Raw genomic sequence first — 13,113 nt, forward strand, 5'->3', positions numbered from 1 at the left:
CGCCGCGATGGACGATCTGGATAACTCACTTGATTCTGAAAGCGGTTATTCCGGCGCGCGCCGTATTGTGTCGTTAACCCTGCTGCTGTTTATCGTCACTGGCGTCTGGGCGTGGTACGGCATTCTGGATGAGGTTTCGACCGGCACCGGGAAAGTGATCCCCAGCTCGCGCGAACAGGTTTTACAATCGCTGGACGGCGGGATCCTCACCGAACTCAACGTTCACGAGGGTGACCAGGTGCAGGCCGGACAAGTACTGGCGCGGCTTGATCCGACGCGCTCAGAATCAAACGCCGGCGAGAGTGCCGCACGCTACCGCGCGTCGCTGGCTTCCAGCGCGCGTCTGTATGCCGAGGTCAACGATCTCCCGCTGAAATTTCCCCCCTCACTGGCAAAATGGACGGAGCTGACAGCCACCGAAACCCGGCTGTATAACTCGCGACGTGCTCAGCTGGAAGACACGCAACGCGAGCTGCGCGCCGCATTAGATCTCGCCAACAAAGAGCTGGCGATCACCCAGCGCCTGGTTAAAACCGGGGCAGCGAGTCACGTGGAAGCCCTGCGCTTGCAGCGGCAAAAAAGCGATCTGGAACTGAAACTCACCGACGTACGTTCGCAGTATTACGTTCAGGCACGCGAGGCGCTATCCAAAGCCAACGCAGAAGTGGATATGGTCACTGCCGTCCTGAAAGGGCGTGAGGATTCCGTCGCACGCCTGACGGTAAAATCCCCGGTGCGTGGGATCGTCAAAAACATCAAAGTCACCACCATCGGCGGTGTGATCCCACCTAACGGCGTGCTGATGGAGATTGTTCCCGTGGACGATCATCTGCTGATTGAAACCCGTCTGTCGCCGCGTGATATCGCCTTTATCCATCCTAACCAGGAAGCATTGGTCAAGATCACGGCCTATGACTACGCGATTTACGGCGGGCTTCACGGGGTAGTTGAAACCATTTCGCCGGACACCATTCAGGACGAAGCCAAACCAGAGGTGTTCTATTACCGGGTGTTTATCCGAACCAGCCAGGACTATCTGACGAATAAAGCGGGGAGACACTTTTCGATTGTACCGGGGATGATTGCGACAGTGGATATCAAAACCGGAGAGAAAACGGTGCTGGATTATATGATTAAGCCGTTTAACCGGGCAAAAGAAGCGCTGAGGGAACGGTAAGCATTGCCGGTTATCCGCACGATGGTGAGAGAGTAGATAATACGACGCCCTCTCCTTTCAGGGGAGAGGGATACCGTTTGTGCAACGCCATACATTTTCCCTGAAGCCATCTCGCAAACTCAACTTATTCTGCCCATCCCCCTTACAAAGCGCTTCAGAGAGGCGTATCACTGCTCTCCATCCACAACATACAGCACCAAAAAAATGCACTTGCGCACAGTGCTGAAGTGCAATAAAATTCACTCAGCTTCATGGAGCGGAGCTAACAAGCATTATGATTAATCATTTTCGCGATCAATGGCTTGAGGATTTTTTTCTTTATGGGAAATCGAGCAATGTGATCCCTTCTGGCCTTGAAGCAGCACTGGCGAGAAAGCTGGATATTATCAATGCAGCAACATCTCACCGGGATCTGCGATCGCCACCAGGCAATATGTACGAAACATTGAATCCTCCACTAAAGGGGTTTTCCTCAATTCGCGTTAACAGGCAATACAGACTGGTATTCAGGTGGGTAGAGGGTAAAGCAGACGATCTCTATCTTTCACCCCATAAATACACGCTATACAAATGAGGCATGACTTATGGCACTCCAACAGGCACTTCGCAAACCCACCACGCCGGGTGATGTGTTGCAGTATGAGTATCTTGAACCGCTCAATCTGAAAATCAGCGATCTCGCGGACATGCTGAATGTGCACCGCAACACCATCAGTGCGCTGGTGAATAATAACCGTAAGCTGACTGCCGATATGGCTATCAGACTGGCTAAAGCCTTTGATACCACCATCGAATTCTGGCTGAACCTGCAGCTGAACGTAGACATCTGGGAAGTGCAGACCAACTCACGGACGCAGGAAGAGTTAGGCCGTATCAAGTGCGTTGCGGAGATCCTGGCAAAGAAAAAGTCTGGCCAGCCGGATGTCGCCTGACCGTTCATCAGGACGGCAGGCTTAGCGGTGTGACAAAAGGGTTGCTGTCATTACTCTGTTTCCTGCGGTTGTGCTGTAAAATAGACACCGACATAGCGGGTAAATTTACCGATAAACACCCCTGCAAAAACTCCGCCGGAGACAATCGAAAATGCGCTCATGGCGGGCTGTTGTAAAGTTTGCGGTGAAATGGCGCTCATCACGCCCAGCACATATTTCACCAGAAACGCCAGCATCATAAACGGCAGTGCCGTGTAATCAGCCTGACGGAAAATACTGCGCGGTGCAGCGGCGCGGTTGATCGCCGTCGGTTTAATCAGGACGTACCCTGTCGCAGCTCCCGCCAGAATACCCGCCATCCACAGAGCGATGGTGGCGACACTAAGCTGGCGGTAAATCACCAGATCGTAAATATCCCAGATCAGAAAAATCGACGGAATGATGGCAAGCTTTTCCAGGGTAACCGTGGCGGGTTTGCGGGCTTTGACACCGCGGGAAATCAGAAAGACAAAAAGCACCCACACCCAGATGGGCGTGTGGCTCACAACACCCGTAATGAATTCAGCCATGTGGTTCACCGCGCTGGTGACGAGAAATCAGGAATTCGATAAGTATTGCGCATAACAGCGTAACTGCCATTATGCGCAGGCCGGTTTACAGTGAGATCTTCAGGCGTCTCACCGCCTCTTTCAGTTGTTCATCCGTTGGCGTGACAAACGACATACGCAACGTCGTGTGATCTGGCTCATTGCAGTAGAAGAATTCACCCGGCACAAAAACCACGCCGTTGCTTAACGTCTTTTCCAGCCAGCGGGTGGTATTAATGCCATTGTTCATTCTGGCCCACAGGAACATCCCGCCCTTTGGCTTATGGAATGACATCACATCACCCAGCTCGGCTTCCAGCTCACGTGCGAATGTCTGGTATTTCTGACGGTAGGCTTCGCGGATCATTTTAATCTGGTCAGCCAGACGGCCGGTTTTCAGATATTCATACGTCATCAGCTGCGACAGTGTGCTGGTGTGCAGATCGGTCGTTTGTTTCAGATTCACCACGGCTCTTTTCAGCCACTCCGGTACAATCACCCAGCCCACCCGGGTTCCCGGTGCGAGAATTTTAGAAAAGGTCGAGGTGTAAACCACATTGTCTTCATTACCGATGGCCCTGGCATGCGCAATTAACGGGCGGAAGACTTCATCGGTGTAATTTATTTCACTGTAGGGATCGTCTTCGATAATGACGAAATCATAACGCTTCGATAATTCCACCAGCTGTTTGCGGCGTTCTTCGGACAGCGTTACCCCGCCCGGGTTGCCAAACGTCGGGACAATATAAACCGCTTTAACCGTTTTATTTGCCACCAGCGTTTCCAGCTCGTCGACAATCATCCCTTCGCCGTCAGTCCCCACAGATTCAAATTTCGCCTGTGCCAGACCAAATACCTGCAATGCGGCCAGATAAGTAGGACGTTCTACAACGACGATATCACCAGGATTAATTAATGCGCGCGCCAGCACATCCAGAGATTGTTGCGAGCCGGACGTAACGACCACATCGTCGGCCTTGCATTGAATACCACGACCCGCACAGATCTGCTGAATACCCTCGCGCAGTCCCGGAACACCCTCCGTCAGACCATACTGAAACGCCTCGTCAAAATGCTGGGATAACACGGCATCTGCAGCAATTTTCAGGCCTTCATGATCGAAAAGTGCCGGATTAGGAATGCCGCCTCCCAGAGAAATGACGCCTGCCATTTTGCTATGTTTTAATAATTCACGGATGGCAGATGATTGCAGGCCCTGCGCACTGCTGGCGAGTTTACTCACAGACATTCTCTCGTTACCTTCTCTTTTTTATGATGTGCCTAATCTTAGTAGCACATGTCTGCGATTTTGATAATTACTTTTATGGATCTGCCGGGTCGCGCACCGCCTGCATAATATGCGCGATAAATTCAGTGAGCTTGGGTAACGGTCTGAGATCCTGCCGCCACAACAGATGCACCGGCCTCGGCTCCGGGGTGTTGTTTTCCAGCACCCGCACCAGCCTGCCGCTTGCCAGTTCTTCTGCCACCAGCACTTCCGGTTGCAGTAATAATCCCGCCCCGGCTTTTGCCGCCATGCGTAGCCCGTAGCCATCGTTACAACGCAGGATAGCATCCCGCTTCCAGCGTACCTCCCCTTCCGCACCCGGCAGCCGCCACTCGTTGCGCGCAGTCCAGACCGTATGTGACAGGCACAGATGATCCACCAGATCGGCAGGCGTTTGCGGCGTGCCGTAGCGTGCTAAATAGTCCGGAGCGGCGCAAATCACCATCCGGTACGGGCAAAGAAATTTCGCCACCAGATCGTCGTTGTGAATGTCACCAATACGAATAGCCAGATCAACACCTTCATCCACCAGATCCACTTTCCGGTTAGTAAGATCCAGCTCCACGCGAACTTCCGGGTAGCGCTGCAAAAACGTGGCGGTGAGTGGCGCAATCACACATCCGCCAAACGAGGTGGGAGCCGTGACACGCAAGGTTCCGGCGGGAGTCGCGCGTAGCCGCTCAACCGCATTTTCGGCAATAGCAACCTGCTCCAGTACCCGCTTTGCCTCTTCAAAATAGACACGCCCGGCATCTGTCAGGCTCTGACGACGCGTATTACGCTCCAGCAGGCGCGTACCAAACTGAGACTCCAGCAACGCAATGTACTTCCCCACCATCACCGCCGACATCTCAAGCCGTGACGCCGCGCCGGTAAAACTCCCACTTTCAACCACGGCAATGAACGTCTCCATACTGCGAAGCTTATCCATATTACAAACCCCTGATTAGCAATCATCTAACTTTAGCCCAGTTTATCTGACTTTTGATTTATTAAAGAATGAAGGCTCACAACATAAGGAGTCTGCTATGAAAATCGTAATTATTGGTGCCAGCGGTACGGTGGGTCGTGCAGTAACGGAAGAGCTGGGTCGTCGCCACGAGGTTGTCCGCGTGGGTCGTACTCAGGGCGATCATCAGGTCGATATTACCTCTCAGGAAAGTGTGCAGGCGCTGTTCGAAAAAATCGGTCCGGTGGATGCCATTGTCTCGGCCAGCGGCGGTCTGTTCTTTGGCCCACTCGCCACCATGAAAGACAGCAACTTCAACCAGGGCTTACAGGATAAGCTGCTCGGACAAGTGCGTCTGGCGCTGACCGGACAGCACTATCTGAACGAAGGTGGCTCGATTACCCTGATTAGCGGGATTGTGGCGCACGAACCCATTGCGCAGGGCGTCAATGCCACTACGGTGAACGCCGCGCTGGAAGGGTTTGTCCGTGCTGCGGCTTGTGAACTGCCGCGCGGCATTCGCATCAACCTGATCAGCCCAACGGTACTGACGGAATCCGCCGAAGCGTATGATGGATTCTTCCCCGGCTTTGAAAGTGTTCCTGCCGCCACCGTTGCCCTGGCCTACCGCCGCAGTGTGGAAGGGGTACAAAGCGGACGGGTGTATAAAGTAGGTTATTGAGTCACTTCCGGCGCTGATGATCAGTTTGGCCTTCAGCGCTGGCGTGCCCAGCTGATGGTTTATTCCTTTCTTTACACTTTTGGCACTGGCTAAGTTCGCGTCATTAGTTTAGCATTACCTTAATTAAGAAAATACTAAACTAATATGAACGAACTCGAACAACTTCAGGCCAGCGCAGCACAAGCCGCAGCGCTGTTAAAAGCCATGAGTAACCCGCGCAGGTTATTAATCCTGTGCATGCTGTGCGGTGCTCCCGGTACCAGCGCGGGGGAACTGGCTCGTGCCACGGGGTTAAGCGCCTCCGCCACATCTCAGCATCTCGCACGTATGCGTGAAGAGGGTCTTATCGATAGCACCCGCGAGGCGCAGCGCATTCTTTATTTCATTAAAAACGATGCGGTGAATCAGCTCATCAGCACCCTGAAAACCCTTTATTGTCCATAAGGAGCCGCCATGTCTCTTCCTCTTATTTCTCCACAAAAGGCGAATGCGCTCGTCAATGTCGGCGCAAAACTGATTGATATTCGTGATGCCGACGAATACGCCCGCGAGCATATTCCAGTCGCACAGTCGGTTCCGCTGGAAACCTTGCCTGGCGGGCTGAAGACACAACCTGGTGAAACGGTAATTTTTCACTGCCAGTCTGGCGCACGGACATCAGACAATGCCGCCCGTCTGGCGCAGGCCGCATCCCCTGCTCAGGCCTACGTGGTCGAAGGCGGTATTCAGGGCTGGAAACTGGCCGGGCTGCAGACCATTGAAGACAAATCGCAGCCGCTCCCGCTGATGCGGCAGGTGCAAATTGCCGCCGGGCTGTTGATTCTCTGCGGCGTCGTGCTTGGTTACAGCATTTCCAGCGGCTTTTTCCTGCTCAGTGGTTTTGTGGGTGCCGGGCTGCTGTTTGCCGGTGTAACCGGTTTTTGTGGAATGGCGCGTCTGCTGAAAGTGATGCCGTGGAACCGACGTACCTCGTAAGCAGTACCCCGGCAGAATAGGCTGTACCCAGTGCCAGACGTGGGCTAAGGTGGAGAACACGATAACGATGAGGAGGTACTATGTTTTCTGTCGGTGATTATGTGCAACCGCGTAAAGGCGGCCCGAAACTGAAAATTCTCGAAGTGAACGGCGAGAGTATTGTGGCAGTGCAGGCCAGCAATGAGCAGGGTGAGAAATTCACGCTGAGCTCCGCAGATGTTGCCCTGTACACCGAAGACGGTGATTTCGGCGTCTGCTAAATATGCAACCGGGCGGAGTTTTCCGCCCGGCCCACGGATTAAATCAGAAATTCATCCAGTGATTTACCGTTTGCCAGTGCGCTGGCGATTGGTTTCGGCGTGCGGCCCTGACCGGTCCACGTTTTCTCTTCACCGTTCACGTCAATAAAGCGATATTTTGCTTCACGCGCTTTGCGTTTTTTCGCCGGATTGCCCGTCTGAGCCAGTTGAGAACCGAGCAGATCGGAAGGTGAAATACCATCAGCTTTCATCTGTTCCAGCAAAGCATTAATTTTATCCTGCTGTTCAGCGCGTTGTTGCTCGAACTCTTCCTGCTCGCTACGTTTCTCTTCCGCAACGATCCTGACTTTTTCCAGCATTTCTTCAAGAACATCCAGGGATAATTCACGCGCCATTGCACGCAGTGTACGGATATTATTTAGATTCTGTAACGTCAAAGACATATTAATTGAAAACCTTTTTTGTGGTAAGTCGAGAAATCAAAGAACAGAATAATTCATTTCCCCTTCAATATCTACCCATCTAATTTCTCAGCCATTGCTGTAAATAGTTTGAAATATTTAAACTTAATATTGCTCTAATTCTGGATAAAGCATGGGGGGATATAACGCTGCACGATGAGCGAATGCATAAAAATGCAACACAGAAGAATAAAACAGACTGAGCAAAATCAGCATTTTTATCTGCAAAATTAAAAAATGAAGAACAATTATCATGAAGCGAATGTTTTTTGTTCAAAACAAGAAACACCATGCTGATAACATGGTTAATCCGGGAGGGAGAATCATGCAAACAGATCATAACAACATGATTTTAAACAACAAAAATAATAAAGAAAAAGAAAATAACGAGGCGATTAAAAATCAATCGATTTTAGAGAGTTTTGTGGACAAAATGGTAATAAATAAAAATTAATCACTAATTGTTAGTTTTAAACCAGAGATATACGCTATACACACCAAACAAAGCAACCTAAAGCACTAAAAGCTTCGGGTAAAACGTTACTATCGTGTTCTTCTCAAGGAGTTCAGACATGTTCTCACCGCAATCTCGCCTGCGCCATGCGGTAGCGGATACCGTCGCGATGGTTGTCTACTGTTCCGTCGTGAACATGCTGATTGAAATATTCCTCTCCGGAATGTCCTTCGAGCAGTCGCTTTCTTCTCGTCTGGTGGCGATCCCGGTAAACATCCTTATTGCATGGCCTTACGGATTATACCGCGATGCGGTGATGCGTTTCGCCCGTCGTATGAGCCCGGCAGGCTGGGTGAAAAATCTGGCAGACGTACTGGCATATGTCACTTTCCAGTCTCCGGTCTACGTGGCGATTTTGCTCACGGTTGGCGCAGACTGGCATCAAATTGCCGCTGCGGTGAGCTCGAACATTGTGATTTCAATGTTGATGGGCGCGGTGTATGGCTATTTTCTCGACTACTGTCGTCGCCTGTTTAAAGTCAGCCAGTACGACCAGGCAAAAGCGTGATCAGGAGCGACTGGCGTATGCCAGTCGCAGACCTATTGTACTTCGCCAAACAGTCCCTTCAGGAACCGTTCCAGCGCCATACGCGAACTGAAACCATGCGGAATACCATAATGTTCATGCGTTTCCCCACCTAAATAGAGGGGGAATTGCTGATAATGATCGCAGGTTTTAATATCCGAGGCAGGCTCAGCAAATGACTGGCTTCTGTCTTTCAGCGTCGGATGAATAATGAGAGCCGTACGCCCCATTCTCGCTTCACGGTTAACATAAACATAATTCTCACCACGGCGATATCCATAGGCTTTTGGTGTCACTTCGTCCATGATGAATCCCGCTTTTTCAAGAACGCGCGCCACCTCATCGGGTCGTAAATACATATATCTTCCTCGTTATTTTTTCCTGCCGGGCAACCTTACCGTATTCAGCATTAGCAGGGCTTTCAGAATATTCCATAAACTGCCGGATAAGTCGTGACTCGCTTCAGATATTAAAATTCTGGGCTAAACTCAATGCGAAGGTAAAATTACGGAGGATCGTATGTTTAACAGACCGAACCGGAATGATATTAACCACGACACCCAGGATATTCGTAATGATGTCAGCCAATTAGCAGACGCGCTGGAAGAAGTACTGAAATCCTGGGGTTCTGATGCAAAGGACGAAACGGATGCCGTAAAACGTAAGGCTCAGTCTCTGTTGCGTGAAACCCGCGCCAGAATGCATGGCCGTCATCGTGCGACGCAGGCAGCCTGTGACGCGGCGAGTTGTGCAAATACCTTCGTCCGTGAGAGACCGCTCTGTGCCCTGGGCACGGTCGCCGCCGTCGGCATCGTCGTAGGGGCTCTGCTCAGCCTGCGTAAGTAAAGACCTGTCGCGATACGTCTGCCCTGCCCCGCTGTGCTCATCACCGGGGCAATAACACGCCAAACATCCCATATATTGTGTGGTTGAAAATCACCACACCTACATATAGTATTCTTTTAGCGCAACACACACAACCTGACGCGATGACTCGCGCCGTTTTCTCATTTTAAATGGAAATACGAATCATGAGCATTGTTATTTACACTCGTAGCAATTGTGTTCAGTGCCACGCAACCAAACGCGCAATGGAAAACCGCGGCGTGGCGTTCGAGATGGTGAATATCGATCTGGTCCCGGATGCCGCCGATACCCTGCGCGCGCAAGGTTTCCGCCAGCTCCCGGTCGTCGTCACCGGAGAAACCAGCTGGTCTGGCTTTCGTCCGGATATGATTAATCGCCTGGCCACCCGTGCATGAGCAGGCTGGTCTACTTCTCCAGCAGCTCGGAAAACACGCTCCGCTTTATTGAGCGCGTCGGGCTGCCAGCGATACGTATTCCGCTCAACGAACGCGAGCGGATCCAGGTAGAGGAACCTTACATTCTGGTGGTTCCCAGCTATGGCGGCGGAGGTACGGCAGGCACGGTACCGCGTCAGGTGATCCGCTTTCTGAACGATCCCCACAACCGACAGCTTATTCGCGGCGTTATTGCGGCAGGTAATCGCAATTTCGGCGAGGCATTTGCCCGCGCCGGGGATGTTATCTCTCAAAAATGCGGCGTGCCGTATCTCTATCGTTTTGAACTGATGGGGACACAGCAGGACGTAGAGAACGTGCGTAAAGGAGTAAACGAATTTTGGCAACGACAACCGCAGAACGCGTAATTCAGGCGATACCGGATTACCACGCACTAAACGCGATGCTTAACCTCTACGATCGCGATGGCCGTATCCAGTTTGGCAAAGACCATGATGCGGTGGACGCCTTTTTTGCCGCCCATGTCCGCCCAAACAGCGTGACGTTTGCACACCCAAATGAACGTCTCGACTACCTGGTCAAAGAGGGGTATTACGAAGAGCGGGTACTCGCCCGCTATGACCGTGCCTTTGTGGTGATGCTGTTTGAGAAGGCCCATGCCAGCGGTTTTCGTTTCCAGACGTTCCTGGGTGCATGGAAGTACTACACCAGCTATACCCTGAAAACCTTCGACGGCAAACGCTATCTCGAGAGTTTTGAGGATCGCGTGGTGATGGTGGCGCTCACGCTGGCTCAGGGTGATGAAGCGCTGGCAGAACGTTTAACGGATGAGATCCTGTCAGGTCGTTTCCAGCCCGCCACACCGACCTTCCTCAACTGCGGCAAAGCCCAGCGCGGCGAGCTTGTTTCCTGCTTCCTGCTGCGTATCGAAGACAATATGGAGTCGATTGGCCGCGCGGTGAACTCGGCGCTGCAGCTGTCTAAACGCGGTGGCGGCGTGGCGTTTTTGCTCTCTAACCTGCGCGAAGCGGGTGCGCCAATTAAGCGCATTGAAAACCAGTCCTCCGGCGTCATCCCGGTGATGAAAATGCTGGAAGATGCCTTCTCCTATGCCAACCAGCTTGGCGCACGTCAGGGCGCGGGCGCGGTCTATCTGCATGCGCATCACCCGGACATTCTGCGTTTTCTGGATACCAAACGCGAAAACGCCGACGAAAAAATCCGTATCAAAACCCTGTCACTGGGTGTCGTGATCCCGGATGTCACCTTTACGCTCGCGAAAGAGAATGCGGACATGGCACTCTTCTCGCCGTATGACATTGAACGCATTTACGGCAAAGCCTTTGGCGATGTGGCGATAAGCGAGCTTTACGATGAGCTGGTTGCCGATGACCGCATCCGCAAAACGACCATCAACGCCCGCGACTTCTTCCTGCGGCTGGCGGAAATTCAGTTTGAATCCGGCTATCCCTACATCATGTACGAAGACACGGTAAACCGCGCAAATCCGATTGCCGGGCGCATTAATATGAGCAACCTGTGCTCGGAAATTTTGCAGGTCAACAGCGCGTCCACCTATGATGAAAACCTGGACTATGCGGGCATCGGTAAAGATATCTCCTGCAACCTCGGGTCGCTGAACATTGCCCACACAATGGATTCACCGGATTTTGGTCGCACGGTGGAAACCGCCATTCGCGGGCTGACGGCAGTGTCGGACATGAGCCACATTCGCAGTGTACCGTCCGTTGAAGCAGGTAACGCCGCGTCGCACGCCATTGGTCTGGGGCAGATGAACCTTCATGGCTACCTGGCGCGGGAAGGTATCGCTTACGGTAGCCCCGAAGGGCTGGATTTCACCAACCTCTATTTCTACACCATCACCTGGCATGCGCTGCATACCTCGATGCAGCTGGCACGCGAGCGCAACCAGCGCTTCGCAGGTTTTGAACTGTCGCGCTATGCCAGCGGCGAGTACTTCAGTCAGTATCTCGAAGGCAGCTGGACGCCGAAAACAGAGAAAGTGCGGGCGCTGTTTACCCGCGCAGGGATAACGCTTCCTACGCACGAGATGTGGCAGCAACTGCGTGACGATGTGATGCACCACGGTATCTATAACCAGAATTTGCAGGCGGTGCCGCCGACGGGGTCTATCTCGTACATCAACCACGCCACGTCGAGCATCCACCCGATTGTGTCGAAAATTGAGATCCGTAAGGAAGGCAAAACCGGGCGCGTTTACTACCCTGCCCCGTTTATGACCAACGAGAATCTTGCGCTCTATCAGGACGCCTACGAAATCGGCCCGGAGAAGATCATCGATACCTACGCTGAGGCGACAAAACACGTGGATCAGGGGTTGTCGCTGACGCTCTTTTTCCCGGACACCGCCACCACGCGCGATATCAACAAAGCGCAGATTTATGCCTGGAAGAAGGGCATCAAGACGCTCTACTACATTCGCCTGCGCCAGCTTGCGCTGGAAGGCACTGAAATTGAAGGCTGCGTGTCCTGCGCGCTGTAAGGAGAAAGGATGAAACTGTCACTTGTCAGTGCCGTTAACTGGAACAAAATCCAGGATGATAAAGACCTGGAGGTGTGGAACCGCCTGACCAGCAACTTCTGGCTACCAGAAAAAGTACCGCTCTCCAACGATATTCCGGCCTGGCAAACGCTAAGTCATGCCGAGCAGCAACTGACGATCCGCGTCTTTACCGGCCTGACGCTGCTGGACACCCTTCAGAACAGCGTGGGTGCGCCCGCGCTGATGACCGATGCGCTGACACCGCATGAAGAGGCGGTTATGTCGAACATCTGCTTTATGGAGGCGGTACATGCCCGCTCCTATAGCTCGATTTTCTCCACGCTTTGCCAGACCAAAGATGTGGATGCCGCCTACAGCTGGAGTGAAGAAAGCAACGCTTTGCAGCGTAAGGCGAAACTGGTACTGGAGTATTATCAGGCCGACGAGCCGCTGAAGAAGAAAATCGCCAGCGTGTTTCTGGAGTCTTTTCTCTTTTATTCCGGCTTCTGGCTGCCGATGTACTGGTCGAGCCGTGGCAAGCTAACCAACACCGCAGATTTGATTCGTCTCATCATTCGTGATGAAGCGGTTCACGGGTATTACATTGGCTATAAGTACCAGAAAGGGCTGGAGAAAGTTAGCGAGGAAAAGCGTGAGGAGTTGAAAGGTTTTGCGCTCGATTTACTGATGGATCTTTACGACAACGAGCTGAGCTATACCGCAGAGCTGTACACTGGAAGCGGCTGGGAGGAGGATGTGAAAGCATTCCTTTGCTACAACGCCAACAAGGCGCTGATGAACCTCGGCTACGAAGCACTGTTCCCGCCAGAAATGGCGGAAGTAAACCCGGCGATTCTGGCGGCGCTGTCGCCGAATGCCGATGAAAACCACGACTTCTTCTCCGGGTCTGGCTCATCGTATGTGATGGGCAAAGCGGTAGAGACTGAAGATAAGGATTGGGATTTTTAAAAACGCC

General features: G+C 52.4%; 19 protein-coding genes. 14 read left to right on the forward strand and 5 right to left on the reverse strand.

Annotated features, from left to right (window positions below; genetic code table 11):
* Nucleotides 1-7: 7 nt before the first annotated feature.
* From HV318_RS08355 to HV318_RS08365, 3 genes are all read left to right on the forward strand, one after another.
* On the forward strand, nt 8-1,177 hold the full coding sequence (locus tag HV318_RS08355) for a beta-barrel domain-containing protein (protein ID WP_182274564.1): 1,170 nt from the start codon (nt 8-10) through the stop codon (nt 1,175-1,177).
* Nucleotides 1,178-1,451: 274 nt separating this feature from the next.
* Nucleotides 1,452-1,751 carry a type II toxin-antitoxin system RelE/ParE family toxin gene (locus HV318_RS08360; RefSeq protein WP_182272380.1) on the forward strand — a complete coding sequence of 100 codons (300 nt, stop codon included), beginning with the start codon at nt 1,452-1,454 and terminating at the stop codon, nt 1,749-1,751.
* A 10-nt stretch (nt 1,752-1,761) separates the two neighbouring features.
* Nucleotides 1,762-2,109: a HigA family addiction module antitoxin gene (locus HV318_RS08365; RefSeq protein WP_182272381.1), complete on the forward strand. Its 348-nt coding sequence runs from the start codon at nt 1,762-1,764 to the stop codon at nt 2,107-2,109.
* Between the two features lie 50 nt (nt 2,110-2,159).
* Here the strand turns inward: HV318_RS08365 and HV318_RS08370 are convergent, their stop codons facing one another.
* From HV318_RS08370 to HV318_RS08380, 3 genes are all read right to left on the reverse strand, one after another.
* Entirely contained in the window at nt 2,160-2,687 is a 528-nt protein-coding gene (locus HV318_RS08370; RefSeq protein ID WP_346010679.1) for a DUF6622 family protein, read from the reverse strand.
* Nucleotides 2,688-2,763: 76 nt separating this feature from the next.
* Nucleotides 2,764-3,945, reverse strand: coding sequence for an aminotransferase-like domain-containing protein (locus tag HV318_RS08375; protein WP_182272383.1), 1,182 nt, complete (start codon nt 3,943-3,945; stop codon nt 2,764-2,766).
* A 73-nt stretch (nt 3,946-4,018) separates the two neighbouring features.
* Entirely contained in the window at nt 4,019-4,915 is an 897-nt protein-coding gene (locus tag HV318_RS08380) for a LysR substrate-binding domain-containing protein (protein WP_182272384.1), read from the reverse strand.
* Between the two features lie 97 nt (nt 4,916-5,012).
* Between HV318_RS08380 and HV318_RS08385 the strand changes: the two genes are divergently transcribed.
* The 4 genes from HV318_RS08385 to HV318_RS08400 all read left to right on the forward strand — a co-directional run bounded on the left by HV318_RS08385 (nt 5,013) and on the right by HV318_RS08400 (nt 6,850).
* Nucleotides 5,013-5,615, forward strand: a complete 603-nt coding sequence (locus HV318_RS08385) for a short chain dehydrogenase (protein ID WP_182272385.1) — start codon at nt 5,013-5,015, stop codon at nt 5,613-5,615.
* Nucleotides 5,616-5,759: 144 nt separating this feature from the next.
* On the forward strand, nt 5,760-6,059 hold the full coding sequence (locus HV318_RS08390) for an ArsR/SmtB family transcription factor (protein ID WP_182272386.1): 300 nt from the start codon (nt 5,760-5,762) through the stop codon (nt 6,057-6,059).
* 9 nt (nt 6,060-6,068) lie between these two features.
* The gene (locus HV318_RS08395; RefSeq protein WP_182272387.1) at nt 6,069-6,590 is read left to right on the forward strand and encodes a rhodanese family protein; all 522 of its coding nucleotides are present in this window, start codon (nt 6,069-6,071) and stop codon (nt 6,588-6,590) included.
* Between the two features lie 80 nt (nt 6,591-6,670).
* The gene (locus HV318_RS08400) at nt 6,671-6,850 is read left to right on the forward strand and encodes a GDFGVC terminal motif YodC-like protein (RefSeq protein ID WP_182272388.1); all 180 of its coding nucleotides are present in this window, start codon (nt 6,671-6,673) and stop codon (nt 6,848-6,850) included.
* 38 nt (nt 6,851-6,888) lie between these two features.
* On the opposite strand, the gene stpA is transcribed toward HV318_RS08400, so the two are convergent.
* Nucleotides 6,889-7,293 carry a DNA-binding protein StpA gene (stpA, locus tag HV318_RS08405; RefSeq protein WP_182272389.1) on the reverse strand — a complete coding sequence of 135 codons (405 nt, stop codon included), beginning with the start codon at nt 7,291-7,293 and terminating at the stop codon, nt 6,889-6,891.
* Nucleotides 7,294-7,564: 271 nt separating this feature from the next.
* Here stpA and HV318_RS08410 point away from each other — a divergent pair, with 271 nt between their 5' ends.
* Entirely contained in the window at nt 7,565-7,765 is a 201-nt protein-coding gene (locus tag HV318_RS08410; RefSeq protein WP_182272390.1) for a hypothetical protein, read from the forward strand.
* Between the two features lie 118 nt (nt 7,766-7,883).
* Nucleotides 7,884-8,333 (forward strand): L-alanine exporter AlaE, encoded by a 450-nt coding sequence (gene alaE, locus HV318_RS08415; RefSeq protein ID WP_182272391.1) that lies wholly within the window; start codon nt 7,884-7,886, stop codon nt 8,331-8,333.
* Between the two features lie 32 nt (nt 8,334-8,365).
* On the opposite strand, the gene HV318_RS08420 is transcribed toward alaE, so the two are convergent.
* Nucleotides 8,366-8,710, reverse strand: coding sequence for a DUF2002 family protein (locus tag HV318_RS08420; protein WP_182272392.1), 345 nt, complete (start codon nt 8,708-8,710; stop codon nt 8,366-8,368).
* Between the two features lie 160 nt (nt 8,711-8,870).
* Here HV318_RS08420 and HV318_RS08425 point away from each other — a divergent pair, with 160 nt between their 5' ends.
* The 5 genes from HV318_RS08425 to nrdF all read left to right on the forward strand — a co-directional run bounded on the left by HV318_RS08425 (nt 8,871) and on the right by nrdF (nt 13,106).
* Nucleotides 8,871-9,197: an ElaB/YgaM/YqjD family protein gene (locus HV318_RS08425; protein ID WP_182272393.1), complete on the forward strand. Its 327-nt coding sequence runs from the start codon at nt 8,871-8,873 to the stop codon at nt 9,195-9,197.
* 185 nt (nt 9,198-9,382) lie between these two features.
* A complete protein-coding gene (gene nrdH / locus HV318_RS08430) occupies nt 9,383-9,613 on the forward strand; it encodes a glutaredoxin-like protein NrdH (RefSeq protein ID WP_182272394.1) in 231 nt (76 codons plus the stop codon).
* Nucleotides 9,610-10,020, forward strand: coding sequence for a class Ib ribonucleoside-diphosphate reductase assembly flavoprotein NrdI (gene nrdI, locus HV318_RS08435; protein ID WP_182272395.1), 411 nt, complete (start codon nt 9,610-9,612; stop codon nt 10,018-10,020). The genes nrdH and nrdI overlap by 4 nt, the downstream gene beginning before the upstream one ends.
* Nucleotides 9,993-12,137, forward strand: a complete 2,145-nt coding sequence (gene nrdE, locus HV318_RS08440) for a class 1b ribonucleoside-diphosphate reductase subunit alpha (RefSeq protein WP_182272396.1) — start codon at nt 9,993-9,995, stop codon at nt 12,135-12,137. Before nrdI ends, nrdE begins: the two co-directional genes overlap by 28 nt.
* 9 nt (nt 12,138-12,146) lie before the next feature.
* Nucleotides 12,147-13,106: a class 1b ribonucleoside-diphosphate reductase subunit beta gene (gene nrdF / locus HV318_RS08445; RefSeq protein WP_182272397.1), complete on the forward strand. Its 960-nt coding sequence runs from the start codon at nt 12,147-12,149 to the stop codon at nt 13,104-13,106.
* Nucleotides 13,107-13,113: the final 7 nt, after the last annotated feature.

Origin of the sequence: Enterobacter sp. RHBSTW-00901, assembly GCF_014103115.1 — a bacterium.
GTDB lineage: Bacteria > Pseudomonadota > Gammaproteobacteria > Enterobacterales > Enterobacteriaceae > Enterobacter > Enterobacter cloacae_P.

What these genes read in the sequence shown, in the direction of transcription:
- HV318_RS08420 (WP_182272392.1), bottom strand. Translation starts at nt 8,710, where the DNA reads ATGTATTTACGACCCGATGAGGTGGCGCGCGTTCTTGAAAAAGCGGGA.
- HV318_RS08355 (WP_182274564.1), top strand. Translation starts at nt 8, where the DNA reads ATGGACGATCTGGATAACTCACTTGATTCTGAAAGCGGTTATTCCGGC.
- nrdH (WP_182272394.1), top strand. Translation starts at nt 9,383, where the DNA reads ATGAGCATTGTTATTTACACTCGTAGCAATTGTGTTCAGTGCCACGCA.
- HV318_RS08385 (WP_182272385.1), top strand. Translation starts at nt 5,013, where the DNA reads ATGAAAATCGTAATTATTGGTGCCAGCGGTACGGTGGGTCGTGCAGTA.
- nrdI (WP_182272395.1), top strand. Translation starts at nt 9,610, where the DNA reads ATGAGCAGGCTGGTCTACTTCTCCAGCAGCTCGGAAAACACGCTCCGC.
- alaE (WP_182272391.1), top strand. Translation starts at nt 7,884, where the DNA reads ATGTTCTCACCGCAATCTCGCCTGCGCCATGCGGTAGCGGATACCGTC.
- HV318_RS08380 (WP_182272384.1), bottom strand. Translation starts at nt 4,915, where the DNA reads ATGGATAAGCTTCGCAGTATGGAGACGTTCATTGCCGTGGTTGAAAGT.
- HV318_RS08410 (WP_182272390.1), top strand. Translation starts at nt 7,565, where the DNA reads ATGAAGCGAATGTTTTTTGTTCAAAACAAGAAACACCATGCTGATAAC.
- HV318_RS08425 (WP_182272393.1), top strand. Translation starts at nt 8,871, where the DNA reads ATGTTTAACAGACCGAACCGGAATGATATTAACCACGACACCCAGGAT.
- HV318_RS08390 (WP_182272386.1), top strand. Translation starts at nt 5,760, where the DNA reads ATGAACGAACTCGAACAACTTCAGGCCAGCGCAGCACAAGCCGCAGCG.
- HV318_RS08375 (WP_182272383.1), bottom strand. Translation starts at nt 3,945, where the DNA reads ATGTCTGTGAGTAAACTCGCCAGCAGTGCGCAGGGCCTGCAATCATCT.
- stpA (WP_182272389.1), bottom strand. Translation starts at nt 7,293, where the DNA reads ATGTCTTTGACGTTACAGAATCTAAATAATATCCGTACACTGCGTGCA.
- HV318_RS08400 (WP_182272388.1), top strand. Translation starts at nt 6,671, where the DNA reads ATGTTTTCTGTCGGTGATTATGTGCAACCGCGTAAAGGCGGCCCGAAA.
- nrdF (WP_182272397.1), top strand. Translation starts at nt 12,147, where the DNA reads ATGAAACTGTCACTTGTCAGTGCCGTTAACTGGAACAAAATCCAGGAT.
- HV318_RS08365 (WP_182272381.1), top strand. Translation starts at nt 1,762, where the DNA reads ATGGCACTCCAACAGGCACTTCGCAAACCCACCACGCCGGGTGATGTG.
- HV318_RS08395 (WP_182272387.1), top strand. Translation starts at nt 6,069, where the DNA reads ATGTCTCTTCCTCTTATTTCTCCACAAAAGGCGAATGCGCTCGTCAAT.
- HV318_RS08360 (WP_182272380.1), top strand. Translation starts at nt 1,452, where the DNA reads ATGATTAATCATTTTCGCGATCAATGGCTTGAGGATTTTTTTCTTTAT.